This window comes from Acinetobacter sp. ANC 3929 (assembly GCF_000369405.1).
Lineage (GTDB): Bacteria > Pseudomonadota > Gammaproteobacteria > Pseudomonadales > Moraxellaceae > Acinetobacter.
The window spans coordinates 13,089-39,526 of record NZ_KB849993.1 but is presented as its reverse complement, the minus strand read 5'-3'; the positions used below and the strand labels follow the sequence as shown (position 1 = coordinate 39,526).

At 41.3% G+C, this 26,438-nt stretch carries 30 protein-coding genes and 4 pseudogenes; 13 read left to right on the top strand and 21 right to left on the bottom strand.

Annotated elements, in window-relative coordinates; translation table 11 throughout:
* Positions 1 to 66 precede the first annotated feature (66 nt).
* Positions 67 to 687: a TetR/AcrR family transcriptional regulator gene (locus tag F909_RS19820; protein ID WP_005144691.1), complete on the bottom strand. Its 621-nt coding sequence runs from the start codon at positions 685 to 687 to the stop codon at positions 67 to 69.
* Between the two features lie 143 nt (positions 688 to 830).
* Between F909_RS19820 and F909_RS19825 the strand changes: the two genes are divergently transcribed.
* Positions 831 to 1,850 carry an NADP-dependent oxidoreductase gene (locus F909_RS19825; RefSeq protein ID WP_005144689.1) on the top strand — a complete coding sequence of 340 codons (1,020 nt, stop codon included), beginning with the start codon at positions 831 to 833 and terminating at the stop codon, positions 1,848 to 1,850.
* A gap of 16 nt (positions 1,851 to 1,866) precedes the next feature.
* Positions 1,867 to 2,505: a glutathione S-transferase family protein gene (locus F909_RS19830; RefSeq protein WP_005071523.1), complete on the top strand. Its 639-nt coding sequence runs from the start codon at positions 1,867 to 1,869 to the stop codon at positions 2,503 to 2,505.
* Between the two features lie 410 nt (positions 2,506 to 2,915).
* On the opposite strand, the gene F909_RS19835 is transcribed toward F909_RS19830, so the two are convergent.
* Entirely contained in the window at positions 2,916 to 3,347 is a 432-nt protein-coding gene (locus tag F909_RS19835) for a PPC domain-containing protein (RefSeq protein ID WP_005144686.1), read from the bottom strand.
* A gap of 299 nt (positions 3,348 to 3,646) precedes the next feature.
* Between F909_RS19835 and F909_RS19840 the strand changes: the two genes are divergently transcribed.
* Positions 3,647 to 4,846: a tyrosine-type recombinase/integrase gene (locus tag F909_RS19840; protein ID WP_005144684.1), complete on the top strand. Its 1,200-nt coding sequence runs from the start codon at positions 3,647 to 3,649 to the stop codon at positions 4,844 to 4,846.
* Between the two features lie 33 nt (positions 4,847 to 4,879).
* Positions 4,880 to 5,101 carry a hypothetical protein gene (locus tag F909_RS19845; protein WP_001986288.1) on the top strand — a complete coding sequence of 74 codons (222 nt, stop codon included), beginning with the start codon at positions 4,880 to 4,882 and terminating at the stop codon, positions 5,099 to 5,101.
* Positions 5,102 to 5,353: 252 nt separating this feature from the next.
* Here F909_RS19845 and F909_RS19850 read toward each other — a convergent pair whose 3' ends face one another.
* On the bottom strand, positions 5,354 to 5,605 hold the full coding sequence (locus F909_RS19850; protein WP_004658363.1) for a hypothetical protein: 252 nt from the start codon (positions 5,603 to 5,605) through the stop codon (positions 5,354 to 5,356).
* Positions 5,606 to 5,799: 194 nt separating this feature from the next.
* Between F909_RS19850 and F909_RS19855 the strand changes: the two genes are divergently transcribed.
* Together F909_RS19855 and F909_RS20610 are read left to right on the top strand one after the other, a co-directional pair.
* Entirely contained in the window at positions 5,800 to 6,021 is a 222-nt protein-coding gene (locus tag F909_RS19855) for a helix-turn-helix domain-containing protein (protein ID WP_004658364.1), read from the top strand.
* A 251-nt stretch (positions 6,022 to 6,272) separates the two neighbouring features.
* Positions 6,273 to 6,602 (top strand): annotated as a pseudogene (locus F909_RS20610) (transposase); the annotation flags it as partial.
* A gap of 47 nt (positions 6,603 to 6,649) precedes the next feature.
* On the opposite strand, the gene F909_RS19860 reads toward F909_RS20610, so the two are convergent.
* Both F909_RS19860 and repM read right to left on the bottom strand, forming a co-directional pair.
* Positions 6,650 to 7,354 (bottom strand): IS6 family transposase, encoded by a 705-nt coding sequence (locus F909_RS19860; RefSeq protein WP_005144680.1) that lies wholly within the window; start codon positions 7,352 to 7,354, stop codon positions 6,650 to 6,652.
* 967 nt (positions 7,355 to 8,321) lie between these two features.
* Positions 8,322 to 9,260 (bottom strand): replication initiation protein RepM, encoded by a 939-nt coding sequence (gene repM / locus F909_RS19865; RefSeq protein ID WP_002046604.1) that lies wholly within the window; start codon positions 9,258 to 9,260, stop codon positions 8,322 to 8,324.
* 403 nt (positions 9,261 to 9,663) lie between these two features.
* Here repM and F909_RS19870 point away from each other — a divergent pair, with 403 nt between their 5' ends.
* The 3 genes from F909_RS19870 to F909_RS19880 all read left to right on the top strand — a co-directional run bounded on the left by F909_RS19870 (position 9,664) and on the right by F909_RS19880 (position 11,286).
* On the top strand, positions 9,664 to 10,302 hold the full coding sequence (locus F909_RS19870; protein ID WP_000585007.1) for an AAA family ATPase: 639 nt from the start codon (positions 9,664 to 9,666) through the stop codon (positions 10,300 to 10,302).
* A 2-nt stretch (positions 10,303 to 10,304) separates the two neighbouring features.
* Positions 10,305 to 10,592, top strand: a complete 288-nt coding sequence (locus F909_RS19875; RefSeq protein WP_000908082.1) for a hypothetical protein — start codon at positions 10,305 to 10,307, stop codon at positions 10,590 to 10,592.
* Positions 10,593 to 11,034: 442 nt separating this feature from the next.
* Positions 11,035 to 11,286 carry a hypothetical protein gene (locus tag F909_RS19880; RefSeq protein ID WP_001232338.1) on the top strand — a complete coding sequence of 84 codons (252 nt, stop codon included), beginning with the start codon at positions 11,035 to 11,037 and terminating at the stop codon, positions 11,284 to 11,286.
* A 642-nt stretch (positions 11,287 to 11,928) separates the two neighbouring features.
* Here the strand turns inward: F909_RS19880 and F909_RS19885 are convergent.
* The 7 genes from F909_RS19885 to merT all read right to left on the bottom strand — a co-directional run bounded on the left by F909_RS19885 (position 11,929) and on the right by merT (position 15,639).
* A complete protein-coding gene (locus tag F909_RS19885; RefSeq protein WP_000993245.1) occupies positions 11,929 to 12,141 on the bottom strand; it encodes a DUF3330 domain-containing protein in 213 nt (70 codons plus the stop codon).
* A gap of 65 nt (positions 12,142 to 12,206) precedes the next feature.
* A complete protein-coding gene (gene merE / locus F909_RS19890; RefSeq protein ID WP_001087807.1) occupies positions 12,207 to 12,443 on the bottom strand; it encodes a broad-spectrum mercury transporter MerE in 237 nt (78 codons plus the stop codon).
* A complete protein-coding gene (merD, locus tag F909_RS19895; protein ID WP_001277463.1) occupies positions 12,440 to 12,805 on the bottom strand; it encodes a mercury resistance co-regulator MerD in 366 nt (121 codons plus the stop codon). The genes merE and merD overlap by 4 nt, the downstream gene beginning before the upstream one ends.
* Positions 12,806 to 12,822: 17 nt before the next feature.
* Positions 12,823 to 14,508, bottom strand: coding sequence for a mercury(II) reductase (merA, locus tag F909_RS19900; RefSeq protein WP_004644736.1), 1,686 nt, complete (start codon positions 14,506 to 14,508; stop codon positions 12,823 to 12,825).
* A 38-nt stretch (positions 14,509 to 14,546) separates the two neighbouring features.
* Positions 14,547 to 14,972: an organomercurial transporter MerC gene (gene merC / locus F909_RS19905; RefSeq protein WP_000522997.1), complete on the bottom strand. Its 426-nt coding sequence runs from the start codon at positions 14,970 to 14,972 to the stop codon at positions 14,547 to 14,549.
* A gap of 27 nt (positions 14,973 to 14,999) precedes the next feature.
* Positions 15,000 to 15,275: a mercury resistance system periplasmic binding protein MerP gene (gene merP, locus F909_RS20600; RefSeq protein ID WP_004178136.1), complete on the bottom strand. Its 276-nt coding sequence runs from the start codon at positions 15,273 to 15,275 to the stop codon at positions 15,000 to 15,002.
* 13 nt (positions 15,276 to 15,288) lie between these two features.
* Complete coding sequence (merT, locus tag F909_RS19910; protein ID WP_001294659.1) at positions 15,289 to 15,639, bottom strand: mercuric ion transporter MerT; 351 nt, start codon at positions 15,637 to 15,639, stop codon at positions 15,289 to 15,291.
* 71 nt (positions 15,640 to 15,710) lie between these two features.
* Here merT and merR point away from each other — a divergent pair, with 71 nt between their 5' ends.
* Complete coding sequence (gene merR / locus F909_RS19915) at positions 15,711 to 16,166, top strand: Hg(II)-responsive transcriptional regulator (RefSeq protein WP_001166628.1); 456 nt, start codon at positions 15,711 to 15,713, stop codon at positions 16,164 to 16,166.
* A gap of 122 nt (positions 16,167 to 16,288) precedes the next feature.
* On the opposite strand, the gene F909_RS19920 is transcribed toward merR, so the two are convergent.
* On the bottom strand, positions 16,289 to 16,993 hold the full coding sequence (locus F909_RS19920) for an IS6-like element IS1007 family transposase (RefSeq protein ID WP_001067793.1): 705 nt from the start codon (positions 16,991 to 16,993) through the stop codon (positions 16,289 to 16,291).
* Positions 16,994 to 17,337: 344 nt separating this feature from the next.
* On the opposite strand from F909_RS19920, the pseudogene feoB reads away from it, so the two are divergent.
* A pseudogene (gene feoB, locus F909_RS19925) lies at positions 17,338 to 18,645 on the top strand (ferrous iron transporter B); the annotation flags it as partial.
* Between the two features lie 121 nt (positions 18,646 to 18,766).
* Here feoB and F909_RS19930 read toward each other — a convergent pair.
* The 6 genes and pseudogenes from F909_RS19930 to F909_RS21700 all read right to left on the bottom strand — a co-directional run bounded on the left by F909_RS19930 (position 18,767) and on the right by F909_RS21700 (position 21,647).
* Complete coding sequence (locus F909_RS19930) at positions 18,767 to 19,723, bottom strand: arsenic resistance protein (RefSeq protein WP_005144682.1); 957 nt, start codon at positions 19,721 to 19,723, stop codon at positions 18,767 to 18,769.
* Positions 19,724 to 19,733: 10 nt separating this feature from the next.
* Positions 19,734 to 20,213: pseudogene (locus F909_RS19935) on the bottom strand (recombinase family protein); the annotation flags it as partial.
* Positions 20,214 to 20,264: 51 nt separating this feature from the next.
* Complete coding sequence (locus tag F909_RS19940) at positions 20,265 to 20,969, bottom strand: IS6 family transposase (protein ID WP_005144680.1); 705 nt, start codon at positions 20,967 to 20,969, stop codon at positions 20,265 to 20,267.
* Between the two features lie 45 nt (positions 20,970 to 21,014).
* Positions 21,015 to 21,158, bottom strand: a complete 144-nt coding sequence (locus F909_RS21365) for a hypothetical protein (protein WP_241211678.1) — start codon at positions 21,156 to 21,158, stop codon at positions 21,015 to 21,017.
* Positions 21,159 to 21,208: 50 nt separating this feature from the next.
* The gene (locus F909_RS21360; RefSeq protein WP_212749606.1) at positions 21,209 to 21,385 is read right to left on the bottom strand and encodes a transposase; all 177 of its coding nucleotides are present in this window, start codon (positions 21,383 to 21,385) and stop codon (positions 21,209 to 21,211) included.
* A complete protein-coding gene (locus F909_RS21700; RefSeq protein ID WP_005144679.1) occupies positions 21,333 to 21,647 on the bottom strand; it encodes a transposase family protein in 315 nt (104 codons plus the stop codon). The genes F909_RS21360 and F909_RS21700 overlap by 53 nt, the downstream gene beginning before the upstream one ends.
* 492 nt (positions 21,648 to 22,139) lie before the next feature.
* Here F909_RS21700 and F909_RS19950 point away from each other — a divergent pair, with 492 nt between their 5' ends.
* Complete coding sequence (locus tag F909_RS19950; protein ID WP_005144678.1) at positions 22,140 to 23,759, top strand: oleate hydratase; 1,620 nt, start codon at positions 22,140 to 22,142, stop codon at positions 23,757 to 23,759.
* Between the two features lie 285 nt (positions 23,760 to 24,044).
* On the opposite strand, the pseudogene F909_RS19955 reads toward F909_RS19950, so the two are convergent.
* Both F909_RS19955 and F909_RS19960 read right to left on the bottom strand, forming a co-directional pair.
* Positions 24,045 to 24,479 (bottom strand): annotated as a pseudogene (locus tag F909_RS19955) (IS5-like element IS17 family transposase); the annotation flags it as partial.
* 160 nt (positions 24,480 to 24,639) lie between these two features.
* Positions 24,640 to 25,206 carry a recombinase family protein gene (locus F909_RS19960; protein WP_000678311.1) on the bottom strand — a complete coding sequence of 189 codons (567 nt, stop codon included), beginning with the start codon at positions 25,204 to 25,206 and terminating at the stop codon, positions 24,640 to 24,642.
* Positions 25,207 to 25,509: 303 nt separating this feature from the next.
* Between F909_RS19960 and F909_RS19965 the strand changes: the two genes are divergently transcribed.
* Positions 25,510 to 26,214: an IS6-like element IS1007 family transposase gene (locus tag F909_RS19965; protein WP_001067793.1), complete on the top strand. Its 705-nt coding sequence runs from the start codon at positions 25,510 to 25,512 to the stop codon at positions 26,212 to 26,214.
* Positions 26,215 to 26,438 lie beyond the last annotated feature (224 nt).

Sequence of the window (26,438 nt, the reverse complement as noted above, 5' to 3'; positions counted from 1 at the left end):
ATTGATCTAATAGCAACACATAATAAGTAATCATTGGGCTGCTGTCATTAATTATGTAATTGATATTTAATCTAATTTTTGCGAAACTTCACTTTTTAATAGAAATTTAGTTGCTCTCAGAGCTTGATGTAATAGTGTTTTATCTTTTTGCAACTTACTCAATAATGCTGCACCTAACCACATTTGGTAAAGTACTTGTGCCAAAGTCGAGGCCTCAGTATCTGCTTGGATAGACTGATCCTGTTTTCCCAAATCAATTAAACCAGCAATACGCTCGATTACATCATCCACGCCAGCGGACATAATGGAGCGCATATCTTCAGATAGATCGGCAACTTCTGCGGCAAGTTTCACAATTAAACAACTATCCGCCCAACCACACTGTGTTTCAGGATCTTCTATCCATAAATTAAAATACTCAATCAGCTTTTGATAAGGAGATTTATCGCTACGCCATACATCATTTAAACGGACTTGGTAATTATCCACATAATGCTGTACCAATTCACATCCGAAAGCTTCCTTGGATTGGAAATAATGATAAAACGAGCCTTTGGGGATCTCACAGCTCTGTAAAATTTCCTGTAATCCTACACCAGTAAAACCTTTATGCAAAATCAGGTCTGAACTGGTGTTAAGAATGTGTAAACGCTTCGCTTCAGACTTTTTAATAGTATTAGGCTTCATATTAATTATTTACTCTATTATAAAAAATAGACCAGTCGTATTGTTTTTTATTATAACTCATCTACAATGGATGTAAAGAAATTTTAATCATAATTTTTGATTGTGAAGAGAAATACTTCCAAATAAAACATGGAGTTATATGTGTGAAAACAGTTATTAATCAACGCATCGTTTTAGCTAAACGGCCAGTGGGTGAGCCAAAACACAGCGATTTTCGTATTGAGCAAGTTGAACTCAATGAACTTAAACAAGGCGAGATATTGTTAAAAACCATTTACTTGTCACTCGATCCTTATATGCGTGGTCGCATGAGTGATGCTCCTTCATATGCAGCACCGGTTGAAATTGGCGAAGTGATGGTCGGTGGAACAGTCAGTCAAGTGGTGGCCTCTAAAAACCCAAAATTCAAAGAAGGCGAGTGGGTTCTTTCCGGAAATGGCTGGCAGGGCTACGCAATTTCTAATGGGTCTGCCTGTCAAAGCTTAGGTATGCAACCTGAACATCCATCTTGGGCATTGGGTATTTTGGGAATGCCAGGATTTACTGCTTATATGGGGTTGTTGGACATTGGTCAGCCTAAAGCCGGTGAAACTTTAGTCGTTGCAGCTGCAACGGGACCTGTGGGTGCTACGGTTGGACAGATTGGCAAAATTAAAGGTTGTCGCGTGGTTGGCGTCGCAGGTGGGGCTGAAAAATGCCGTTATGCAGTAGAAGAACTCGGCTTCGATGCTTGTATCAATCATCATGATGAAAATTTTGCAGAACAATTACAACAAGCAGTTCCCAACGGTATTGATATTTATTATGAGAATGTAGGGGGTAAAGTGTTTGATGCAGTATGGCCATTGCTTAACTCTGCGGCACGTGTACCGGTGTGTGGTGTGGTTTCCCAGTATAACGCTACCGAGCAAGCACAAGGGCCAGACCGTTTACCGGGCTTTATTTCCACCCTTTTAAAAAAGCGTATTCGCATGCAAGGCTTTATTATTTTTGATGATTATGGCAGTCAGTATCCGGAATTCAATCAGCAAATGTCTGACTGGTTGAAAGACGGAAAAATCAAATATAAAGAGCATATGGTGCAAGGTTTAGATAACACGATCAATGCTTTCAATGGTATGTTAAAAGGCGAAAACTTTGGCAAAGTGGTTGTAAAAATTTAAAAAAATAGGAATTATCATGATTACACTACATCATTTAGATCAATCACGTTCTTTTCGCATTTTGTGGTTACTTGAAGAAATCAAGCAGCCCTATGAGCTGAAACGCTATTATCGTGACTCAAGCACGCATTTGGCCCCTGAATCTTTAAAAACCATCCATCCTTTAGGGAAATCTCCAGTATTGGAATGGGATGGCAAAGTTATTGCAGAGTCAGGCGCAATCGTTGAGTTATTAATTCAGAAACTTGCGCCGCATTTAGCACCAGATATGGATGAACCTACCTATGTCGATTATCTACAGTGGATTCATTTCTCAGAAAGCTCTGCCATGCTGCCATTTTTGTTAAAAACGTTTAATGCGATAGAAACCAAGCAAGGCACGAAGTTGGTATTTCTAGAAAATTATACTCAAGTTGAGTTCGATAAGGTATTTGGCCATTTAAATGAATATTTAAAAGATAAAGAATTTCTAGTGGCAGACCGTTTAACTGGTGCTGACTTTATGATGGGCTTTGGACTACATGCTTTAGTTTATCATATGGGACAAGGTGAAAATTATCCCCATATCCAACGTTATGTAGCAGGTTTAAGCCAACTACCTAGCTGGCAAGTCGCAGTACAAATTGAACAAAATGGTGTGAAAAGTCAAAAATAGCAAAATTGTTTTTTTAACGCAATTGAGAAAAAGAATCATGATTGACAAGTACATATGATTATAAAATAAGCTGACACTTATTTAAAGTAAACGCCTAATCAATTTCATCGGGCGTTCTCTATTTTAAAGATAAGGAATTACCATTATTTAAGACAAGTTTCGCCTATTCTTCCCCTTCAAATTCCTATCAAAAGGGCTTGAATATCACGACGGTTACGTTGAAAGATATAATCAACTTTTGAAAGAAAAGTGACTAACGCACAGCAAGATTAAATTATTCCTTGGGGTATTAAACAAGTAATCTATATCATTTTAATAACATAAACACATATGCGTAAAAATCACGCCCCGCTTAACTGACAATAGTTTTTGAACCCTCGTATAAAAGCTTAAAAGAATCTAGCAAGTCTTTATTTAATGTTAATACTCATCCAGTATTGAGGTTTTTTATCTTTTCTTGCCTGTGATCTAGGTTGTAATACTCTAATTTCATACTCACCTGAAGCAGGTAAAATATAAATACCATTATCATCAAGCTCTGGAGAATATTCTCCAATATTGATGGAGTCTTTTAATTGATTACCCCATAAGTAAGCTTCAACATTTCCTCCAGTCAACTTCACTTTTAACTTTTGCCCTTTTTTAGCATAAAATTTGTAGGAATCATACTTGTATCCCTCTATCCTTCCGTAATAATTTGCAGAGTAAGCTTTTTTTGCAAACTTAACTACAACAGTCTTTCGTATTTCATTGTTATCATTTGCAAGTACGGCTGGGCTAAGCATAGTTAAAGTTAGGGCCATAAAAGCACCAGCTAGTAATTTCGTATTCGCTATTTTCATAAGGTTACCTTAATTCTTGTATCGCCCCTGACATAGTAACATAAGTAATAAGTAACCATGAATCATGGAACAGAACTGTGAATAGTCATAACATAGAGTTGCACTTCAAATGCTAATTTAAGACTTGCGAAATCAATGGTTAATTAATTGGTCACTAAGGAATAGCCAATCTAGATATAAACTTTATTTAACAAATACTTATAAAAATATGTGATGCGTATCATACGCATCATATATATTTTCTTCTATTTTGATATAATGGATCTCGTCAATCCGCTGATAGGTTTCATTTAAATTTCATGAGTCTTACTGAAATTAAAGTTCGCCAAGCTCATTGCAAGGAAAAAACTTGTTTTTTATCCGATGAAGATGGACTTAGCCTGAAGATTGAGCCGACTGGAAGAAAATCTTGGTGCTATCGCTATACAGATCCACAAACAAAAAAACGTCGCCGCATTCAGTTGGGGCTTTATCCTGATTTATCGCTGAAAAAGGCACGACAAGTCAAAGATGACTTTAAAGACAATAATTATTGTTTTGAGCATGATACTGTCTCTAATGTCATCACCTTTGGTAAGGTCGGGGAGGAGTGGCTGCAGTTCAAACTGAAAAATGCATTTAATGATTCACCCCGCTGCGGTGTACTACAGTTAGCAGAAAGATGTTTACAGCAAGATATTTATCCAGACCTTCAGGATTTACCTTTTCAAAACATCAAGCGTTATGACCTGGTTTCAGTAATCAAAAAAATAGAGGGACGCCAAGTAAAAGAACCTGTCAAGAAAGCTTGTAGTTATTTGAACCAAATTTATGACTACGCTGTAGCGATGGGTTATTGTGAATTCAACATCGCGCATGGTTTAAATAAAATCGCCATTAACAGTAAAATCAAGAAGAATTATCCGTATTTGAAAGCGGAGGATATATCAGATTTTAAGAAAAATTTATTAAAATTGGATGCCCATCCGATTATTAAAAAAGCACTGCTGTTCAAATTACATACTGGCGTGCGAGGGGCTGAATTGTTATTGGCTGAGCCTCATCATTTTGATTTAAATGAAAAAATCTGGAAAATACCTGCCTTGCATATTAAACAGTTTCGACGAAAAGTCATATTAGGCCATGAGATTCCCGACTTCTTAGTTCCACTTTCAGATCAGGCTTTAGATATTTTAAAAGACGTCATGCAATGGTCATACGGTGAAAAGTACATTTTTGCTAGCCCACGGAAACATAATCAACCGATTCATTTTAATACATTAAATATGGCTATACGTAAGATGGGCTATGGAAAACATCAATTATCCTCTCATGGACTACGTTCCACTTTTAGTACCATTTTGAATGACTCAGGTTTGTTCCAGGATAACTGGATTGAGGCACAACTTTCACATATTGATAAGAACCGTACCCGTGCCAGCTATAATCACGCTGACTATTTAGCCCAGCGGACTGAAATGATGCAGTGGTGGGGTGATTATTTAAGTACTGCTAAGTGAAAATCGTACTTTTATACATAGACTTAAAACATTATGGGGTTTCAAATGGATAGTAAACAATATACTTGCCGTGTTACATGGTCAGCAGAATATAATGAGTATGTTGGGTTGTGTGCTGAGTTTCCATCATTGTCTTGGCTTGATGCGGATCAGTCTAAAGCATTCTCAGGAATAGAGGAGCTCGTTGCTGATGTTGTCGCTGATATGATTAGCAATAATGAAAAAGTTCCTACACCACTCTCCGGGAAAATATAGTAGGCAGTTTGTTGTCCTTGTTCTCAGTGGTTCAACAAAAACTAGCCCTCGAAGCCGCAGAACGTGGCGTGGACATAAATTGTTTAGTATCAGTAAAAAGAGCGATGTAATTTTAGTACGAGTGAGTGATAGAGCAGGAACCTATGCTTCATATATTCAGTAAATGGTATGTTTTTGAATTAATAGGTATTTTTAAATAAAGCTTTCTTTGATTTAGTGCTTTTTATTTAATAAATTAATTTTAAAAACAACTTAGGCTAATTGATAAACACTATCTGGAAAGATTAAAAGAAAATATTTTTTAATTTCTGCTAATTCATTTAAGGCAGGTTCCCTTTCAAGCAGTTGAAATGTCCAAATAAGTACAGCCTGATGATTATCATAGCAAGTATTTACTCCAAGAAAATTAGCCATTCCATAACTTCTATTGATGTTCATTTCTTTAATTAATTGATTTCCTAAGTCACGAGCTTGCTGGCTGATCAATAACTCATTTGGTAACACGGCGGTCATCTCCACAAAATAATCTAATGCAGGTTCAATCCTTATATTTAAAAAGTTATAATTTAGTTGAAATGGATAAAATATACTTTCTATAAGTTGTAATAACCTGCTGTAGGTTAATTTTAGCAAAGTATTACTCAGTCAACAACTTCAAATAACCCACAGCAAGTTATTTTTTGTAAATTAATTTAAATATGATTACTTGTAAGTTATCTAGCCTCATGGGCGATAGAAAAATTTTAAAATTAAGTGAAGTGGTGCATGCAACAGGTATCAATCGCAACACGCTCACAAGTATGTATTATGACCGTGCTGTACGTATTGAATTACCAGTCGCCGATAAGTTGTGTAAGTACTTTAACTGTACGATGAATGATTTGTTTGAGTTTAAGGAAGAAGTTGAAGAAAAAGATTAACTTAATACTTCGTTTGATAAGTTTTTCGAAGAAAAAGACTAGCCAATACTTAGTTTGATAAGTTTTTCTCTGCAGATCTAATATTGAATTTTATAAAATATCATTACAAACAGATACTAATTTCATTACTTCTAAAATGAAATCAATCGAATGGTAGAGTTTTTTTGCTATTTGCATTTTAAGGTGGGATTTTGAGGCCTTGTTGCGCAAACCTACCGATAAGGTCTTATACAGCAATAGCCTACACCTAAATTTATCGTACACCGAATTGGTCATCCTACAATCATGCTTTGATCAATCATGGTAATTTTACAATTTGGTTTGATACTAAGATTCAATGATATTCGCAGTCACAAGGAAAACATGGTCGAAATCAAACTTATTCTGACATAGCCATTCAGTGCTATCTCATGATTAAATCCTTATTTCGTCTTTCTGTATGCATGGTGGCTGGCTTTGTCCAAAGCTTGATTAAACTTTGCGGATTAGATTGGACAGCTCTGGATTATTCAACCATTCGCAGAAGACAAAAGCATATTGATATTCAAATTAGCTATGAAAAGAGTTGCAATGGACGGCACTGTTGCAAATAGAGATTTGAGTCGATGATGTTCCCTTTAAAAAGTACTTAGAGACCGAAAACCCTGTTGATTAGACACACTTCACCCTGAGGCTGACCATAATAAAATGACGATGCTTGTCCTTTACGTAGTGCACGCATGACTTCAATACCTTTAATTGTGGCATAAGCCGTCTTCATAGATTTGAATCCTAATGTGGCCCTGATGATCCGCTTTAGCTTGCCATGATCACATTCAATCACGTTATTTTTATACTTAATCTGCCTGTGCTCAATATCTACTGGACATTTTCCTTCTCGCTTTAATCGTGATAAAGCATGGCCATAGGTCGCTGCTTTATCTGTATTGATGACCCGTGGAATTTGCCATTTTTTCACCGTATTGAAGATCTTTCCTAGAAAACTATAGGCTGATTTGGTATTACGTCTAGAAGAAAGATAAAAATCAATGGTATCGCCACGTTGATCGACTGCACGATACAGATAAGACCATCGTCCATTCACTTTTACATAGGTTTCATCAATATGCCACGAGCTCAGATCTGTAGGATTACGCCAATACCAGCGTAAACGTTTTTCTATTTCAGGAGCATAACGTTGAACCCAACGGTAAATAGTCGTGTGATCAACATTCACACCCCGTTCGGCCAGCATTTCCTGCAGTTCACGATAGCTAATGCCATATTTACAATACCAGCGCACAGCCCAAAGAATGATTTCGCCCTGAAAATGCCGACCATGGAAAGGATTCATATGCTGCACCTTTAGCTAAAACAGTCTTCAGCTTACCATTCGTGGTTATTTGCAACAGTGCCCTTAATCACGTTCATGGTCGATCTTAAATCTTGTGAAAAGTACTCATGCTGACCTAGCCAAACTGTAAAACTCATGTATTCATAGCCTTTAAATGAATCTTTCAATCGGTATATTTAAGGTAAAAACTAGTAATCAGAAGTTATTATCACCCCCATATAAAACAAGGATCAACTTAAAAACAATAACTTAGTAAATTATTCTTCCATTTTTTTTATATTTAGTGTTATCTCATTCACTTGGCTCTGAAAGTTTCTCGCACTGAGTTTATATGCGGACCAATTCGTTGTACGGTAGATTTTAGTTGCTGGCTTCTTCATTCGGAAATTATATTGCTGAATCAGACCTTACAAACAGCTTTGTGCAACAAAGCCGTCTTTAAGTACTTTTTTTAAAGGAAAAATCATCGACTTAAATCTATATTTCCAACAGTGCCACTTTTATCGCTTTAGCACATCAACTTATTTAAGTGGCGTAACTTACATAACTTATGCATCCCATTTAAGTGACCTCAGTTATAGTATTCCGTGTCAGGAATTTGTCCACTTATTCCAATGATGATGAGAACTGCAGCATTGACTTAGATCGCCAGTGCTCAGTACTGGCCATCATGTAGCTTTTATCGCTTTAGCGCCTTAACTTATTTAAGTGGCGTAACTTACATAATTTATGCATCCTATTTAGGTGACCTCAGTTATAGTATTCCGTGTCAGGAATCTGTCCACTTATTCCAATGATGATGAGAACTGCAGCAATAAATTATAAAGGCAGGATAGGTGGTTACTTAACCAGCATAAGTTATGTAACTTATGCTAATTCATATTAAAATCACATGAAAGCAATCTTAATTAAAAACTTAGTATGAGAGGGCGTGGTCTTTTGTTTAAAGTGACAATTAACTAAAGGGTTACTTCTTGTATTTAGGAGCATAACCAACTTCTAACAAATAAGAAAAATACTTTCTAACATTATCGCTATCAAGAAGATCACTTGATATCCTTTCCTGAAAGTCTTCTAGAGTCTCTCCACGATGTGCGAAATCATTACCAAATTTTGGATAGTTAGTAATATCACATAGCTTTTTAGCAAAGAATATACATTGCTTAGCTGTCAATTTATAAGTTGGCTCTAAAGGAGCACTTGTACTCGTTTTATTTTGTTCTTTTTCTTCAAACATGAAATGTAATTCTGAAATATTTCTTCCCTCCTTTTTTTGTATATAAGAAACAGTAATATCCGTAAATTTGTTAATTTGATTTAAAGCTACGGTAAGAACCCTTTTTTTAAAGTCTCCCATCTTTTTATATTCATCTTCTATCAATCCGAGTTTTGATCTAAGCTCATCTATAGAAATATATAACTTACCAGTTGATCTCCAACGTATGAGTAACTCATACAGGCGAATAGCATAAATGCTTGTAAGTGGTGAGATTTGTTTAAGTTCATATCTTGTGAACTTTTCTTCAAGTTTTACAAATAAGGGGATAATATCTGGTGCAAAAATTAGTTGGACGCATCCCTCTTCCTTAACATAACCAACTTTTGAAACCCACCTACTTTTGTATATTCCTATTTTTCCAGTTATAGGATCTACTGCTTTATAATTCAAATGCCGTTCAAAAAGATTATCACATGCAGATTGTAACGCTTCATAAGATGCTTGACGTCCTAAATTAAACTGTTTCATGTATTCAGAAGCATGAATCGTAAGTATAGTATCAGAAGTAAGTTCTTTCTCAATTTCTCGAGCAGCAATGATCGCAATTAATATTAGCCTTTGCTCAGATAGATTTAGTGAATACGATGCTTCAACCAAATTATTATCTTTATATACTATGTTACTCATAGGGAGATATATTAAGGAAAATGTTATAAATAGATATATTGACAATACTACTTAACGTCCACAAATGAAAGTATTTTTAATAAAAGAATTTGTCAACTTATGCACAGAATTTGTCAACTTAGAAACAGGAAAAAGTCAACTTATTGGTAGGAATATGTCAACTCAGAAACAGGAAAAAGTCAACTTATTGGTAGGAATTTGTCAACATATACTTCCTGTATCCCTTTGCTAGTCAAGCTTTGAGCAGAGATATAAATAATAAATTTAAATAAATATATATAAATTCAAAAAGACCATTCTTTTGTGGATAACTTTTTTTTAATTTTTTTTTTCATGATAGTTGATTACTTCATAAATCACCGTTAAATTATACACAAACAAACTTACGTAACTTACATAAATTATGATTATCTTAGTTGGTGGTGAAAAAGGCGGTGCTGGTAAAAGCTGTTTAGCTCAAAATCTTGCAGTTTACTTACAACAAAGTCAAAGAGACGTCCTCTTATTAGATGCTGACCCTCAAGGAACAACAACAGATTGGGTCAAAGAAAGAGATGAAAACGATGAATTAAATAATATTCCATCAGTACAAGCATCAGGGAATATACGTTCAGTTTTAAAAGATTTAGATAAAAGATACCAAGATATTATCATTGATGCAGGTGGACAGGATTCTGAAGCATTACGTTCAGCAATGACTATAGCTACACATATGTTATTGCCGTTTAGACCCAAACGAAGAGATCTAAAAACTTTAGATCATATGGAACAAGTTTTAAAATTAGCAAAGACAGTAAATCCAAATCTGAAAGCTAGAGCAATTATTACTCAGTGTCCAACTCTTCCTTCTCAAGTTCAAAGAATTTTAGATGCAAAAGAGGCATGCAAATCATTTGGTATTGATGCATTGAATTCAATCACAACAAATCGAAATGTTTATGATGATGCAGATGAAAATGGGCTTTCGGTTTTTGAAGTAAATAGTGATCCTAAAGCGAAAGCTGAAATTGAAAGTATTGCAAGAGAGTTTTTAGGAGTATAACTATGGCTGGTTTAACTGGGCTAAACAAAAAACCTGAACCTACTGAACAAGATAAAATGTTAGATGCATTTATATCTGGTGCAGAAAAGAGGGTAAAGGCTTTAGAATCAAGTGAAAAAAAATTTATTCGTTACACTTTTTCTCTCAATGAAGATATTAGTAAACTAATTGATGAGCTGGTTGTAAAAGGGCAAAATGCAAGAATAAATCGTTCAAGTATTGTTCGAGCAGCTATAGAAAATTTATCGACATATAGTGCAGATGAATTAAAAGAAATATTAAATAAATAAATTAAAAATATCCCACTTTTTTAAGGGGGATATTTTTTATCCAAGTTAAATTTACTGTAAGTCCCCGGTGAACCCTATAGATATTTTTAAATTCAGCTCAGGCTCTAGCAGTGTGGTGGTAATTTATCTATTTGAGTTATTTTATATGAAGGCGTCCTTTTCTGCACAGACACGGATCTAGGCTATTCAGCTTGGCTGACTGAATTGATGTCATGATGTTTGATGCACATTGTCAAATTCTTTATCAAGCGAAACTCTGAATCAATGCTTGTAATTGTTTCACTATGATGAGTTTGAGTCCAGTGAAATGTTGCTTGTTTCAACCGTAGAGCTTTGAATACCCAGTCCATCATGTATCAACACTTTCATACAATGACCACGCTTATTCCAAAACAAGATAACCTCAATGTTGCGATTTGACATGGTCAAAGGCTTTTAGGACATGAGAAAGAGCAGTATAAGTAACTGCTCGCATATCCATGGGCTGAGTAGAAAGCCAGATTTCATCAATGTGAATCTTATTGTGAGCACCTTGGGGAATTCTGCCAAAGCGATTGCTCCTGATACCTTCCGTTTCAGCCCAATCGCTATGTTCGCATCAGGCGTCGTTATTGATTATGCCTTATACGGAACTCCAGAATTAGCCCTCGTTGCGAACAACAAAGCAGAAATCCTGCAGTTCCGCGGACGCTGATAAGTAGACAGATTCCTGACACGGAATACTATAACTTACATCACTTAAATAGGATGCATAAGTTATGCAAGTTACGCCACTTAAATAAGTTAAGGCGCTAAAGCGATAAAAGCTACATGATGGCCAGTACTGAGCACTGGCGATCTAAGTCAATGCTGCAGTTCTCATCATCATTGGAATAAGTGGACAAATTCCTGACATGGAAATTGCAGCGAGATTGGCTAAAGTTACTACGCTGATTATCAGCCGAGATAAAGTAATGTGAACGGGTAGTATTGCTGTAATGGATGGATTAAACGTTGCAGGGTAAGGCAATGTAATAAATGTGGGCTTTGGTGGTGCAGAGCTTGTTCTCCATCCAAAAGGCGAATATATCTACATACGGGATTTGAATTTAGTACTTACTGCAAAGCTACTGAAGCGAGGGATGTGTTGGGTGCTTTATCGGATGGTTACCTTTAATCCTTCATAAATGAGTGTACTAGTGAACAATACCACTTTATAGCAGTTAAACTTATTAAACTTATTAAACTTATTAAACTTATTAAACTTATTAAACTTATTAAACTTAAATTGCTTAGGTGGTCTAACTAAAATTTTTAGCAGAGTGATCTAATAATAAATGTATTAATAGACCATGCTTCAATCTGACGGCTGCGAACCGCCAGGGACAGGCGCAATGTCAGATTCTGTCGCGGCCTTGGCGCGTGCCTGGAAGCGTTCATAGCAATCCAGCCCGCAGAAATGTTCGACGTATTCCGCGCCTTCCGGGGTGAAGGCGGCATCGAGCGGAATTTCTTTGCAGCATACGCAGCAGGTGGTGCAACTGGCAGTGTTCGGGGCGTTTGCGTTCATGGTGGTACTCCTCCAGATTGGTAGCGAAGCTCAAAGCTGCCCACTCTCGGCTGGCTGGGAAGCGGTCATGATCTTCCCTTGAAGGCCCGCAGCAGCCGCGTCACAGACAGGACAAACAAGCCGGTCAGCGTGAGGGCTGCAATACCCCAGTGCTCCCCGATGAACGCGCCGGCCGTCGTGCCGGCTAGCACAATGGCGAGAATCGGCAAATGGCAGGGACAGGTGAGCACGGCCAGCGCGCCCCACAAGTAGCCGGTGATCGGTTTGTGCGTCTCAGACGGCAAGTGCTCTGGGCTGTTCATGGCAGACTCTCCGCGTGCTGTGCCGGTTCGGTTGGCATGGCGGCCAGTTGCATTTCGAGGCTGGCCAGGGCCTCGCGCCGACGCTCGACGAGTTGCCGCAACACGGCAAGCTGCGCAGACGCACCGTCACCGTCCGCAGCATCCAGCGCCCGGCACAGCCGCGCCAGTGCGTCCAGGCCGATACCCGCTTCGAAGGCAGCCCGCACAAAGCGCAGCCGTTGCAACGCGGTGTCATCGAACAAGCCGTAGCCGCCCGTGGTGCACGCGACCGGCCGTAGCAATCCGCGCAGCAGGTAGTCGCGCACGATATGCACGCTCACCCCGGCATCAAGGGCCAGCCGGGACACTGTGTAGGCGCTCATTGAACACCTCCTTTTCCTCATCCGGCGCAGCACGAAAGCTGCTTCACGTCCTTGCTGAAGGTCTGCGCCGCGAGCTTCAGCCCTTCGACCATGGTCAGGTAGGGGAACAATTGGTCGGCCAGTTCCTGCACGGTCATACGGTTGCGAATGGCGAGCACCGCCGTCTGGATCAGTTCACCCGCTTCCGGGGCCACCGCTTGCACGCCGATGAGCCGTCCGCTACCTTCCTCGATGACCAGCTTGATGAAGCCGCGTGTGTCGAAGTTGGCAAGCGCACGCGGCACGTTGTCCAAGGTCAAGGTGCGACTGTCGGTCTCGATCCCGTCGTGATGTGCTTCCGCCTCGCTGTAGCCCACGGTGGCGACCTGCGGGTCGGTGAATACCACGGCCGGCATTGCGGTCAGGTCCAGGGCCGCATCGCCGCCAGTCATGTTGATCGCAGCACGGGTGCCGGCCGCTGCCGCCACATAGACGAACTGAGGCTGGTCGGTGCAGTCGCCAGCCGCATAAATGTGTGGCGTACTGGTGCGCATGCCCTTGTCGATGACGATGGCCCCCTGCGCATTGGCAGCGACTCCCGCCGCTTCCAATGCCAGGCTGCGCGTGTTCGGTGCCCTGCCAGTGGCGACCAGCAGCTGGTCGGCGCGTATTTCACCGTACCCGGTGGTCAGCACGAATTCGCCGTCCACATGCGCGACCTGGCTGGCTTGCGTGTGTTCCAATACCTTGATCCCTTCGGCACGGAACGCGGCTGTAACGGCCTCGCCGATGGCCGGGTCGTCGCGGAAGAACAGCGTGTTGCGAGCTAGGATCGTGACCTGGCTGCCCAGCCGGGCGAAGGCTTGCGCCAGTTCCAGCGCGACCACCGACGAGCCGATCACGGCTAGGCGTTCGGGAAGGGTGTCGCTGACCAGGGCCTCGGTCGAAGTCCAGTAGGGTGACTCTTTCAGGCCCGGAATCGGCGGCACGGCCGGGCTGGCACCCGTGGCGACTAAGCAGCGGTCGAAAGCTACCACGCGCTCGCCACCATCGTTTAAACGGACGACCAGGCTCTGCTCATCCTTGAAACGCGCCTCACCATGTACAACGGTGATGGCCGGGTTGCCGTCCAGAATGCCTTCGTACTTGGCATGGCGCAGTTCTTCGACGCGCGCCTGCTGCTGGGCCAGTAGTTTGCTGCGGTCAATCGCAGGCACAGTCGCCGCGATACCGCCGTCGAACGGACTTTCCCGACGTAAATGGGCGATGTGGGCGGCGCGAATCATGATCTTGGACGGCACGCAGCCGACGTTGACGCAGGTGCCGCCGATGGTGCCGCGCTCGATCAGCGAGACGTGCGCGCCTTGCTCGACGGCCTTCAGTGCTGCCGCCATTGCCGCGCCACCGCTACCAATGACGACGACCTGCAACGGGCGTTCGTTGCCACTGGGCTTATCAGCGGCCCCTATCCAGCCGCGCATCTTGTCGAGCAGGCCGGCGCGGTTGTCCGTCGGTGGCGCATCGGCAAGCGTTGCCTCGTAGCCCAGTCCGGCCACGGCGGTAGTCAGCGCATCCGATGACGTGCCCGCCTCAATGGCGAGTTGCGCTGTGCCCTTCGGATAGGACACCAGCGCCGATTGCACGCCGGGCACTTTCTCCAAGGCTTCCTTGACGTGAGCCGCGCACGAGTCGCAGGTCATCCCGGTGATTTTCAGGGTGGTCATGTATTTTTCCTTTTCTGTGGTGGCTACGGCTGTTGCCGTCAGCCACGTTGTTCTGGCAATTCACAGCTGTCCGGCCCGCAGCGGCGATGTGCTGGCGAGATGAAATCCCAGACCGACACCCCAACCATCAAGGCCAGGCCGACATAGAGCAGTCCACCGCTCTGCCAGCCGTAAGCCCGCATTAAAAACACCGCTGCCAGCACCAAGATCGGGCCTATCGTGCCGAGCGCCGTGCGTCGCCACTGTCGATGATTGAGCCAAGCGATAGCATTGGCGAGTAACGTGATGCCGGCGAACATCGGCAGCAGGATGCCAATGAATAGCCCCTCGTACTGGCTCAAGAAGCCCAGTCCGATGGCCGCGCCAAAGCTGGCGATGGCAGGAAAACAGGCGGCGCAGCCCATCGCGGAAACGACGCTGCCGAGCGCGCCGGTTTTGCCAGCGATGCGCGTGATGAGTCCCATGTGTCGCTCCCGAGTTCGGTTAACGGATCAGCGTTTGAGGCTGGACGGATAGCCCGCGTCCTCGGTCGCCTTGGTCAACTTCTGGACGTTGGTCTTGGCATCGTCGAAGGTGACGACGGCCTGGCGCTTGTCGAAACTTACGTCGGTCTTGCTCACGCCCTCAACCTTGGAAAGCGCGTGCTTGACAGTGATCGGGCAAGAGGCGCAGGTCATGCCAGGCACGGACAGCGTGACGGTCTGAGTGGCGGCGAACACGGGGGCAACGAAAGCGGCGAGAGCGAGGGAGGCAAACAGCTTTTTCATGATGAACTCCTGATTAGTAGAAAAATGGCATGACGTAGGGAAAACCAAGCGCGACCAAGACCAACACGGCGACGAACCAGAAAATGAGCTTGTAGGTGGTGCGCACTTGCGGAATCGCGCACACCTCGCCCGGCTTGCAGGCTGCGGTCGGTCGGACGATGCGCCGCCAGGCAAAGAACAGTGCAACCAGCGCCGCGCCGATGAAGATCGGCCGATACGGCTCCAATACCGTCAGGTTGCCGATCCATGCCCCGCTGAACCCCAAGGCGATCAAAACCAGCGGCCCCAGGCAGCAGGCCGACGCAAGAATGGCGGCCAGCCCACCGGCGAAGAGCGCGCCGCGCCCGTTTTGTGGTTCAGACATACGCTTGTCCTTTCAAATTTGGTTTGGATAGCTTAAGCTTACTTCCGTAGTTATGTACGGAGTCAAGCGATATGCAAATTAATTTTGAGAATCTGACCATTGGCGTTTTTGCCAAGGCGGCCGGGGTCAATGTGGAGACCATCCGGTTCTACCAGCGCAAGGGCCTGCTGCCGGAGCCAGACAAGCCCTATGGCAGCATTCGCCGCTATGGCGAGGCGGATGTAACACGAGTGCGGTTCGTGAAATCGGCCCAGCGGCTGGGCTTTAGCCTGGACGAAATCGCCGAGCTACTGCGGCTGGAGGATGGCACCCATTGCGAGGAAGCCAGCGGCCTGGCCGAGCACAAGCTCAAGGATGTGCGCGAGAAGATGGCCGACTTGGCACGCATGGAGGCCGTGCTGTCTGAACTGGTGTGCGCCTGCCATGCGCGGAAAGGGAACGTTTCCTGCCCGCTGATTGCGTCACTGCAAGACGGAACGAAGCTCGCTGCATCGGCGCGGGGGAGTCACGGGGTGACTACGCCTTAGCGTGCTTTATTTTCCGAATTCTGAGACGACCCCTAGATGCCTGGTCAAGACTGCATACTTGCAGTTTTGACGGCACTGTTGCAAATAGGGATCTGAGTCAATGATTTTCCCTTCAAAAAAGCTTAGAGACCGAAAACTCTATTTACTAGCCAAACTTCTCCTAGAATATTACCGTTATAAAATAATGAAGCTTGTCCTTTGCGTAGAGCACGCATAACCTCAATTCCTTTAATTGTGGCATAAGCCGTTTTCATAGACTTGAATCCCAACGTAGCCTTGATGATCCGTTTGAGCTTGCCATGATCACATTCAATCACGTTATTCTTGTATTTAATCTGTCGATGGTCCAGGTCTTCAGGACACTTTCCTTCCTGTTTTAGTCGCGACAAAGCACGGCCATAGGTATGAGCCTTATCAGTGTTTATGACTCGTGGAATCTGCCATTTTTTGACATGATTCAAAATCTTACCAAGAAAACAATAAGCTGAATGGGTATTTCGTCTAGCAGAAAGATAGAAATCAAGAGTATGGCCACGTTGGTCAACTGCACGGTATAGATATGCCCATTTGCCATTCACTTTTACGTAAGTTTCATCCAGATGCCATAAATGTCGATCTGTAGGATTACGCCAATACCAACGTAAACGTTTTTCCATTTCTGGAGCATAACGCTGAACCCAGCGATAAATTGTGGTGTGATCAACATTCACTCCACGTTCAGCGAGCATTTCCTGAAGTTCACGATAGCTGATGCCATATTTACAATACCAACGAACAGCCCAAAGAATGATTTCACCTTGAAAGTGCCGACCGTGGAAGGGATTCATCTGCTGTATCTCGAAATAAATAAGATATTTAGCTTATCATGTCAGCCTATTTGCAACAGTGCCCTTTTTCGTGCATACATGTAGTGTTTAAATCCATTCATTTTTCAATGATCCTCTGCCGTTTATCACATTTATGGTCGATCTTTAACCTTGTGAAAAATGCACATACCGATCCCTTCAAACTGTCAAATTTATGTATGCGTGACATTTAAAGAAAATTATCTGATCAATTTTTTTAGGTAAAATTCATCAAGAAAAAGTTATTATTATTCATAACATCACCAATAACCACATAAAAACAATAATTTAATAAATTATTCTTCCAATTTTTTTATATTTAGTGTTATCATTCTGAATTAAGTCATTTTGAACAGGTCAAACAAATCACCAAACAAGTTATTTTAAATAATGACAGTGGTGATAAAAGAACCGCATTTCTAGATAAAATTTTTCTACATCCTGTATTGGGTTTAGTAATCTTAACTTTAACCATGTTTGTGATGTTCCAGGCGGTATTTATATGGGCAACGCCTTTTATTGAATTCATTGAAAATTTTGTCGCATGGCTCAGTGATTTTATTGGACCACTAATCCAACATCCTCTATTAAAAAGCTTGGTTGTGGATGGGGTAATTGCTGGTGCAGGTAGCGTGCTTGCATATATGCCTCAGATTTTGATTTTATTCTTCTTCATTTTAATGCTTGAAGAGTCAGGCTATTTACCCCGGGCAGCATTTCTTTTAGATAAATTAATGTCTAAAGCCGGGCTTAGCGGCCGTTCATTTATTCCTCTGCTATCCAGTTTTGCTTGTGCCATTCCCGGAATTATGGCAACCAGAAGTATCAGCTCTGAACGGGACCGATTAGCAACAATTATGATTGCACCCTTGATGACCTGTTCAGCAAGATTGCCAGTATATGCTTTATTGATCGCGGCATTTATTCCGAACCAATTAATCTACGGCTGGTTAAGTCTGCAAGGATTAGTCCTTTTTGGTCTTTATATGTCGGGAATAGTCTCAGCGTTATTAGTTTCAGTGTTTCTGAAATTGGTTCGAAAAGATAAAACTGAAAGTATTTTTATTTTTGAACTTCCCACATACCGAATTCCAGATATTAGAAATATTGCATTAGGCTTATATGATAGGGCAACTATTTTCTTAAAACGAGTTGGTGGCATTATCGTCGCACTGTCTATCTTGTTATGGGTGCTAGTCACGTTCCCTCAACCACCAGATAATGCAAGCATGCCGGCCATTAACTATAGTTTAGCTGGTCAGTTAGGACATTTAATTCATCCTATATTTGCGCCTATTGGGTTTACATGGGAAATATGTATTGCACTCATTCCTGCTATGGCAGCAAGGGAAGTTGTAATTGCTGCTCTTGGGGTGATTTATGCGATGTCAGGTGATGAAGATACAGTAACTCAAAGTCTGTTAAGTCAAATTTCAGGCCCGGATGGATGGGGGTTAGCCACAGGTTTATCATTATTGGTATGGTTTATTTTTGCTCCACATTGTCTTGCCACGTTAGCAACAATTAGACGAGAAACAGGTAGCTGGAAACAGCCTGTCGTTATGGCAACTTATTTGTTTGCATTAGCCTACATCTTTTCATTCATCACATATCAAGTTGCGAGTAAGTTTTAATTAGCAAATGAATAAAAGAGGGGGGGAGCTAGCTCCCCCCCCTTTATTAAATTACTCGATGTAAGCGTGGGCTTCTGAATACTTTTATCTAACTATAACAACTACTTAAATGTTTAAATCTCTAGGTTTTGAATAGTCGAGGTATCAGACGAATATAGATTGGTAAAAAGCATAGTTCAACGATAGTCTGAGTCAAGATTACAGCAGGAATTATGGGCATACTTCCCGGAATTGCAAAAGCTAATGGAAGAATAACAAATGAATTTCTATATGATGCTGAAAAGGACACAGCACTAGCAGAGCCAGATTCTAATCGAAAAATACGAGCAATTATCCAACCCACGAATGGAGCAATAATGGTAAAAGAAATATAAATTGGTAAAGCTTGAAGAGCTGCACTTTTTGCAAGCCCAATTTGAGGCATAACTGATGCTAGGACGATAAACAAAACTAGGGCTGTGGCAGGTACAGGAAATAAGTTTAGGCTTTCAGCCACTTTTTCTGCTTGTTCATTTCTATTCCCAATGAACTGAACTATAGCTGCCATTGCTAAGGGTGCAACAATGAACCATACAAACGCATGGACAAAAGGACCAATTTCAACAAGCTGAGCTACCTCTTCTCCGAGGAGTACACCAAGATAAATTGGTAGTAAGATCATTTGGATAAGCAATAATACAGGTGTCATCGCAAGTAATAATCTTGCATTACCTTTCCCAACATGGGTGAAAGTAATCACATAATCAATACACGGTGCTAGTAGAACAAAAAGTACAGCTAAACGAATAAGTGGGTTTTCAGGTAAAAATTGTATTAGACCTGCCGTAATTAAAGGTAAGGCAATAAGGTTAGTAATAAGTAATGCAGAAATAAAACGTAAATTTTTTAATGCCTTGCCAATTTCTGCAATAGGTACTTGTAAAAAAGTAGCAAATAACATTAATGCCAGTGCAGGGTTAATCAAACTTTCTAAAATCGTCGCTCCACTGATGGTTAATCCAAAAATAACTCCGATAAAGATGGTACAGAAGTAGATTTTGACTTGATTATCTTCAAGAAAATTTCGAATATTTTCCATTTTAATTGAGTTACTCACTTGCTTTTAAATAGCGGTATACCGCCTGGCGACTAATTCCAAATGCCTGGCCTAATGCCATTTTTGAAGGGTACTTTCCTTCCTTCCATTCTTGTCTTAAAGCTTCAGCCTGTTCAGGTTTCAATTTATGTACACGCCCTTTGTACTTTCCTTGAGCAGAGGCCAGTTTTATTCCTTCTTTTTGACGCTCTAAAATGATCTCACGTTCGAACTGTGCAAAAGCGCCCATCAATTGCAGCATCAAATTATCCATCGGGGTAGATTGAGCAGTGAAAGTAATATTTTCTTTTACGAACTGGATGGCAATTCCTCGTTTGACCAGTTTATCTACTTCAGTGACTAAATCTTTTAAGCTTCGAGCAAAACGATCCATGGAATGTACAATCACCCTGTCCCCTTCCCGGACATAGTTCAACATTTCCTGAAATTTCGGTCGGTCGGTATTTTTACCCGAAGCTCGGTCAACAAAAAGGCACTGTTGCAAATAGAGATTTGAGTCGATGATGTTCCCTTTAAAAAGTACTTAGAGACCGAAAACCCTGTTGATTAGACACACTTCACCCTGAGGCTGACCATAATAAAATGACGATGCTTGTCCTTTACGTAGTGCACGCATGACTTCAATACCTTTAATTGTGGCATAAGCCGTCTTCATAGATTTGAATCCTAATGTGGCCCTGATGATCCGCTTTAGCTTGCCATGATCACATTCAATCACGTTATTTTTATACTTAATCTGCCTGTGCTCAATATCTACTGGACATTTTCCTTCTCGCTTTAATCGTGATAAAGCATGGCCATAGGTCGCTGCTTTATCTGTATTGATGACCCGTGGAATTTGCCATTTTTTCACCGTATTGAAGATCTTTCCTAGAAAACTATAGGCTGATTTGGTATTACGTCTAGAAGAAAGATAAAAATCAATGGTATCGCCACGTTGATCGACTGCACGATACAGATAAGACCATCGTCCATTCACTTTTACATAGGTTTCATCAATATGCCACGAGCTCAGATCTGTAGGATTACGCCAATACCAGCGTAAACGTTTTTCTATTTCAGGAGCATAACGTTGAACCCAACGGTAAATAGTCGTGTGATCAACATTCACACCCCGTTCGGCCAGCATTTCCTGCAGTTCACGATAGCTAATGCCATATTTACAATACCAGCGCACAGCCCAAAGAATGATTTCGCCCTGAAAATGCCGACCATGGAAAGGATTCATATGCTGCACCTTTAGCTAAAACAGTCTTCAGCTTACCATTCGTGGTTATTTGCAACAGTGCCCAAATACATGCTCGATCCCGATTCTTCTTTTGTTGATTTCCTGATTATAGATTTTGAGTTCAGGATCCAGTTTACAGCGTCTTTTGGCTTTTAACGGCAACAGGCTATTAGGATACACAGCATAAATTCCCAGGTAGCCTTTATCTGCAAGGATAAAAGCTCCTGAAGGAATCTGCTTTAAATTGGTTTGAATAGCTCGAAATCATGCACCGTACCGCGATCAGTGCATAAACTCAGAATTTGCTGAGTTTTATAATGGATGATGGCCTGTACTTTAAAGGTATGGGTCTTTTTCTTGCCACTATAGTTTTTCTTCTGTTTTTTTAGGCCTTTGAATTGGAATTTCTGTGGCATCCAGGATCACCACATTCCAGTCTATGCCTTCGCTTTCGGGCAAATTCTTCGGTAAATTAAACAGCTTGGACTGAATCAGGCAATCTTCAACATGACGTACAATTCTTGAGGCTGTAGGCTCTGAAACTCCATAACTCGTAGCAATGTGAAATAAAGTTCGGTATTCCCGCCAATAGCTCAGACAGAGCAGAACCTGATTCTCCACACTTAACTTGGGTGGTCTGCCTTTAGCTGGAACATGCTTCTGCAATTGCTCAACCATTTAAATAAAAGGTTGACCATGAGATGCCTGTATATCGCTTAAACTGTGTTTCAGAAAGCTTCTTTGAATCAATGTATTTCATCCGCAGATTATGCACGAATGCTAAGAAAATTAGAGTACAAATATCAATCAAAAAGGTGCTCGTTTTTTGATTTATGAAAGAGAGATCTATTATTCAATTATATCTTTTAATGATCAATAGAAAGCCTAGTTTCAAACACATTCTTCAGACACAAACAAATATGATCAAAATAGAGTGATTACTCTATAAAATAATAAAATCAATTACTTAAATCATATTTTATTTTAAAAAAAATACAAATGTGTATTAAAAATAACCATTACTTACATTTTTTTGATTACAAAATATAATGAGTAAATTGCTTCCCATTTCATACATTTTTCATATATAAAAAGTCATACTATTTTTAAGGTTTTTCTAAATCACATTTTATACTTCATAGTTTTTAACATCATTATTAAAGGTGAACCATGCAAAAGAAGAAGCGCACCCCATTAGACGCACAACAGTCCCATCTTTGGATTATTGGTGGTGGTATCGCAGGTATGGCTGCTGCTGCATTTGCAATCCGTGATGCCAAAGTCCCTGCCAAAAATATCCATATTTTAGAAGAACTCGATATTTCAGGTGGTTCGATGGATGGTGGACATACACCGCATGCCGCGCAAGCTTGGGTAACACGTGGTGGGCGAATGCTGACCGATGAAACTTATTTGTGCCTATGGGACTTATTTTCCAGTATTCCATCTTTGGAAAATCCAGACATTTCGGTGCGTGAAGAATGTCGTGAGTTTAATGAAAAAGTGAAAACCCACGCCAATGCACGGTTGATTGATGCCGAACATGTCATTGCGGATGCAGCAAAGCTTGGTCTGAATACGCTACATCGTGCACAGATGCTGCGCCTATTAGCTTCAAAAGAAGAAAAAATTGGCAGTCGCCGCATTGATGAGTTTTTTGATGAAACCTTTTTTGAAACCAATTTCTGGCGCATGTGGCGCACGACTTTCGCTTTTCAAAAATGGCACAGTGCAGCAGAGTTAAGACGCTATTTCTTGCGTTTTATTCAAGAATTGCCACGCATTCATACCTTAGCGGGTGTGAAACGTACCAAGTACAACCAATATGACTCGATGATTCTGCCCCTACAGCGTTGGTTAGTCGCACAAGGCGTCGATGTGCGTTTTGGACACTATGTCACAGATGCAGACTTCATTACCAATGCTGAAACTCAAGAACGCTACGCTTCACGCCTATATGTACAATTGCCTGAAGGCTCAGAGCAAATTAATCTGAAAGCCAATGATTTAGCTATTTTCACTTTAGGCTCTATTACAGCAGACTCACGTTATGGCGGTAATCATGACGTGCCTGCCCTTATTCGTAATCGAGAAGATCATGGCTGGACGCTTTGGGAAACGCTGGCACAAAAAGCCCCAGACTTTGGCCGTCCAATGACTTTTTATGGCAATGTCGATGAACATAAGTGGGAGTCTTTCACTCTGACCATGAAAGATGACGTGCTACTTAAACGTATTATTGACTATACAGGCAATGAACCAGGCACAGGCGCACTCATGACTTGGTATGAGTCGGGTTGGCATTTATCCATCGTGGTTCCTGCACAGCCACACTTTGCCGACTTACCTGAAGGTTTATATACCTTATGGGGCTACGGTTTCCAAATTGACCATATAGGCGATTACATCAAAAAACCAATGTCCGAAGCCACGGGGCAAGAAATCCTAACAGAACTGATTAAACAGCTCGGTTTTGACGACATTTTAGATCATGTTTTGGCAACGACTGATGTTACTACCGCCATGATGCCATACGCCTCTGCCCTATTCGCCTGCCGTAAACCGGGGGATCGTCCACAGGTAATTCCACAAGGCTCACAAAACTTTGCTTTCCTTGGACAGTTTGTGGAAATTGAAGATGACGTGGTCTTTACTGTGGAATATTCAGTTCGTGGGGCGATGCTTGCCATTTATGAATTTTTTGGGGTGGAACGTGAAATCCCTGAAATTTACAACGGTCTACTTGATCCCAAAGTGGGTTTAAAAGCTTTAGAAACAGTGTTCCACTAAGTTTTTAATATATAGCGATAAGAGCACCTTTATGTCGCCACTATTACATAGTTTAATTTAAGCAACGTTTGGATACACGAGTGTGGCAGGGATGCCACACGTTATCCATCATAATAGGGATGTTATGTATGGGTAACAAAGGCTTTTGCTTTCTTTTGGCTTATCAAAAGTAAGGGTATTGCCTACACAAACACCTTTTATACTTTATTGAAAGTTGAGGCCGTGTACGCACCTAATTTTAAATTGGATAAAAAGAAAAATTAGATAAAACTTTATACGTCATTATTGGCGACGATATTCAGCTCCATGTTTCTTGCGTTTCCATTCGCCCTCACCTAGAAACTTCATGCCTGTAGAGTCTACGAGTAGATGCAGTCCATCGCTACTTTTTTGGTAGCTGATTGCAATATCAATATGCTTTTGTCTTCTACAAAGCGTACTGTAATCTGGTGCGGTCCAATTTAATCCGCAAAGTTTAATCAGACTTTGCACAAAGCCAGTGACCATACGTAAAGATAGACGGAATAAGGATTTAATCATTAAGCAGCATTGGATAGCTGCGTCGGAGTAGGTTTGATTTCGCCCTTGTTTGCCTTTTGATGGAGCATACCATTGCGTAGCAGGATCAAACCAAATGGCAATATTTCCGCGACTCATGAGTGCTCGGTTATATGCGGACCAATTGGTTGTGCGGTAGATTTTGTGTGTAGGCTTCTTCATTTGAAAATTATATCGCTGAAAAAGCCTGTACAGATAGGTTTGTGCAACAAAGCCCACCAGAGCGGCTTTTTATTGATTATTCATGTTCCACGCTTAAAATTCGAACAGTGTTTCATGATTTTTATAAGTTAAACTAAATTTAGTTGCTAATCCCAATAAGCTATTCACTAACTTGTAAATATCGGTATACCGCCTGACGACTAATCCCAAAAGCTTTCCCTAATGCCATTTTCGATGGATACTTCCCCTCCTTCCATGCTTGTCGTAAAGCTTCAGCTTGGTCAGGCTTTAGTTTATGCACCCGACCTTTGTACTTCCCCTGAGCAGAGGCGAGTTTTATTCCTTCCTTTTGCCGCTCTAAAATGATCTCACGTTCGAACTGTGCAAAAGCACCCATCATTTGAAGCATCAAATTATCCATCGGGGTGGATTCGGCTGTAAAAGTAATATTTTCTTTTACAAACTGGATGGCGATCCCTCGTTTGACCAGTTTATCTACTTCAGTGACCAAATCTTTTAGGCTTCGCGCAAAACGATCCATTGAATGTACAATCACCCTGTCCCCTTCCCGGACATAGTTCAACATTTCCTGAAATTTAGGTCGGTCAGTATTTTTACCTGAAGCACGGTCAACAAAAATCCGGTCGACCTCAATTCCTTCAAGTTGACGTCCAGTGTTTTGCTCGACAGAACTTACCCGGACATACCCTACTTTTTGGCCTTTCACTTTTTCACGCCCCAATTGGATAAAAATGAACAATTTCGTAAATTATAATTCTTTAACACTAAAGTTACATGTTACTTATGATTAAAAATCATTTAAATGATACATAATTTCATGAGCTTTCAGATTGTAACTTTAGGGTATACTCTAAATTCACATAAAATTTCTTATAAGAATTTCTTTGTAAGTTTCGAGTAAAGTTCTATAAAATCACCTAAATTTTTAATTCATGATTCAAGTTATGGCACTGTTGCAAATAGGCTGACATGATAAGCTAAATATCTTATTTATTTCGAGATACAGCAGATGAATCCCTTCCACGGTCGGCACTTTCAAGGTGAAATCATTCTTTGGGCTGTTCGTTGGTATTGTAAATATGGCATCAGCTATCGTGAACTTCAGGAAATGCTCGCTGAACGTGGAGTGAATGTTGATCACACCACAATTTATCGCTGGGTTCAGCGTTATGCTCCAGAAATGGAAAAACGTTTACGTTGGTATTGGCGTAATCCTACAGATCGACATTTATGGCATCTGGATGAAACTTACGTAAAAGTGAATGGCAAATGGGCATATCTATACCGTGCAGTTGACCAACGTGGCCATACTCTTGATTTCTATCTTTCTGCTAGACGAAATACCCATTCAGCTTATTGTTTTCTTGGTAAGATTTTGAATCATGTCAAAAAATGGCAGATTCCACGAGTCATAAACACTGATAAGGCTCATACCTATGGCCGTGCTTTGTCGCGACTAAAACAGGAAGGAAAGTGTCCTGAAGACCTGGACCATCGACAGATTAAATACAAGAATAACGTGATTGAATGTGATCATGGCAAGCTCAAACGGATCATCAAGGCTACGTTGGGATTCAAGTCTATGAAAACGGCTTATGCCACAATTAAAGGAATTGAGGTTATGCGTGCTCTACGCAAAGGACAAGCTTCATTATTTTATAACGGTAATATTCTAGGAGAAGTTTGGCTAGTAAATAGAGTTTTCGGTCTCTAAGCTTTTTTGAAGGGAAAATCATTGACTCAGATCCCTATTTGCAACAGTGCCCGAAAAAGAGTATCGCTGCGGTTCTGCTGACAGGCTGTATTGAGCATTGAATGCAAATGATGTAGTAATTGTCTACAGGCTATAGGACCAGCATGAAGAAGAATGAAATGTAGTTGCCAATTTATAACCTTGGTTGAAAAGCATAGCATTGTTATTCGGAGAAGTGAGGTAAG

What these genes read in the sequence shown, in the direction of transcription:
- F909_RS19920 (WP_001067793.1), bottom strand. Translation starts at nt 16,993, where the DNA reads ATGAATCCCTTCCACGGTCGGCACTTTCAAGGTGAAATCATTCTTTGG.
- F909_RS19930 (WP_005144682.1), bottom strand. Translation starts at nt 19,723, where the DNA reads ATGGAAAATATTCGAAATTTTCTTGAAGATAATCAAGTCAAAATCTAC.
- F909_RS19820 (WP_005144691.1), bottom strand. Translation starts at nt 687, where the DNA reads ATGAAGCCTAATACTATTAAAAAGTCTGAAGCGAAGCGTTTACACATT.
- F909_RS19950 (WP_005144678.1), top strand. Translation starts at nt 22,140, where the DNA reads ATGCAAAAGAAGAAGCGCACCCCATTAGACGCACAACAGTCCCATCTT.
- F909_RS19885 (WP_000993245.1), bottom strand. Translation starts at nt 12,141, where the DNA reads ATGAACGCAAACGCCCCGAACACTGCCAGTTGCACCACCTGCTGCGTA.
- merR (WP_001166628.1), top strand. Translation starts at nt 15,711, where the DNA reads ATGCAAATTAATTTTGAGAATCTGACCATTGGCGTTTTTGCCAAGGCG.
- F909_RS19845 (WP_001986288.1), top strand. Translation starts at nt 4,880, where the DNA reads ATGGGGTTTCAAATGGATAGTAAACAATATACTTGCCGTGTTACATGG.
- F909_RS19830 (WP_005071523.1), top strand. Translation starts at nt 1,867, where the DNA reads ATGATTACACTACATCATTTAGATCAATCACGTTCTTTTCGCATTTTG.
- merD (WP_001277463.1), bottom strand. Translation starts at nt 12,805, where the DNA reads ATGAGCGCCTACACAGTGTCCCGGCTGGCCCTTGATGCCGGGGTGAGC.
- F909_RS19835 (WP_005144686.1), bottom strand. Translation starts at nt 3,347, where the DNA reads ATGAAAATAGCGAATACGAAATTACTAGCTGGTGCTTTTATGGCCCTA.
- F909_RS19880 (WP_001232338.1), top strand. Translation starts at nt 11,035, where the DNA reads ATGAGAAAGAGCAGTATAAGTAACTGCTCGCATATCCATGGGCTGAGT.
- F909_RS19940 (WP_005144680.1), bottom strand. Translation starts at nt 20,969, where the DNA reads ATGAATCCTTTCCATGGTCGGCATTTTCAGGGCGAAATCATTCTTTGG.
- merE (WP_001087807.1), bottom strand. Translation starts at nt 12,443, where the DNA reads ATGAACAGCCCAGAGCACTTGCCGTCTGAGACGCACAAACCGATCACC.
- F909_RS19965 (WP_001067793.1), top strand. Translation starts at nt 25,510, where the DNA reads ATGAATCCCTTCCACGGTCGGCACTTTCAAGGTGAAATCATTCTTTGG.
- F909_RS19860 (WP_005144680.1), bottom strand. Translation starts at nt 7,354, where the DNA reads ATGAATCCTTTCCATGGTCGGCATTTTCAGGGCGAAATCATTCTTTGG.
- merP (WP_004178136.1), bottom strand. Translation starts at nt 15,275, where the DNA reads ATGAAAAAGCTGTTTGCCTCCCTCGCTCTCGCCGCTTTCGTTGCCCCC.
- merA (WP_004644736.1), bottom strand. Translation starts at nt 14,508, where the DNA reads ATGACCACCCTGAAAATCACCGGGATGACCTGCGACTCGTGCGCGGCT.
- F909_RS19840 (WP_005144684.1), top strand. Translation starts at nt 3,647, where the DNA reads ATGAGTCTTACTGAAATTAAAGTTCGCCAAGCTCATTGCAAGGAAAAA.
- F909_RS21700 (WP_005144679.1), bottom strand. Translation starts at nt 21,647, where the DNA reads ATGGTTGAGCAATTGCAGAAGCATGTTCCAGCTAAAGGCAGACCACCC.
- F909_RS19875 (WP_000908082.1), top strand. Translation starts at nt 10,305, where the DNA reads ATGGCTGGTTTAACTGGGCTAAACAAAAAACCTGAACCTACTGAACAA.
- F909_RS21360 (WP_212749606.1), bottom strand. Translation starts at nt 21,385, where the DNA reads ATGCCACAGAAATTCCAATTCAAAGGCCTAAAAAAACAGAAGAAAAAC.
- merC (WP_000522997.1), bottom strand. Translation starts at nt 14,972, where the DNA reads ATGGGACTCATCACGCGCATCGCTGGCAAAACCGGCGCGCTCGGCAGC.
- merT (WP_001294659.1), bottom strand. Translation starts at nt 15,639, where the DNA reads ATGTCTGAACCACAAAACGGGCGCGGCGCGCTCTTCGCCGGTGGGCTG.
- F909_RS19870 (WP_000585007.1), top strand. Translation starts at nt 9,664, where the DNA reads ATGATTATCTTAGTTGGTGGTGAAAAAGGCGGTGCTGGTAAAAGCTGT.
- repM (WP_002046604.1), bottom strand. Translation starts at nt 9,260, where the DNA reads ATGAGTAACATAGTATATAAAGATAATAATTTGGTTGAAGCATCGTAT.
- F909_RS19855 (WP_004658364.1), top strand. Translation starts at nt 5,800, where the DNA reads ATGATTACTTGTAAGTTATCTAGCCTCATGGGCGATAGAAAAATTTTA.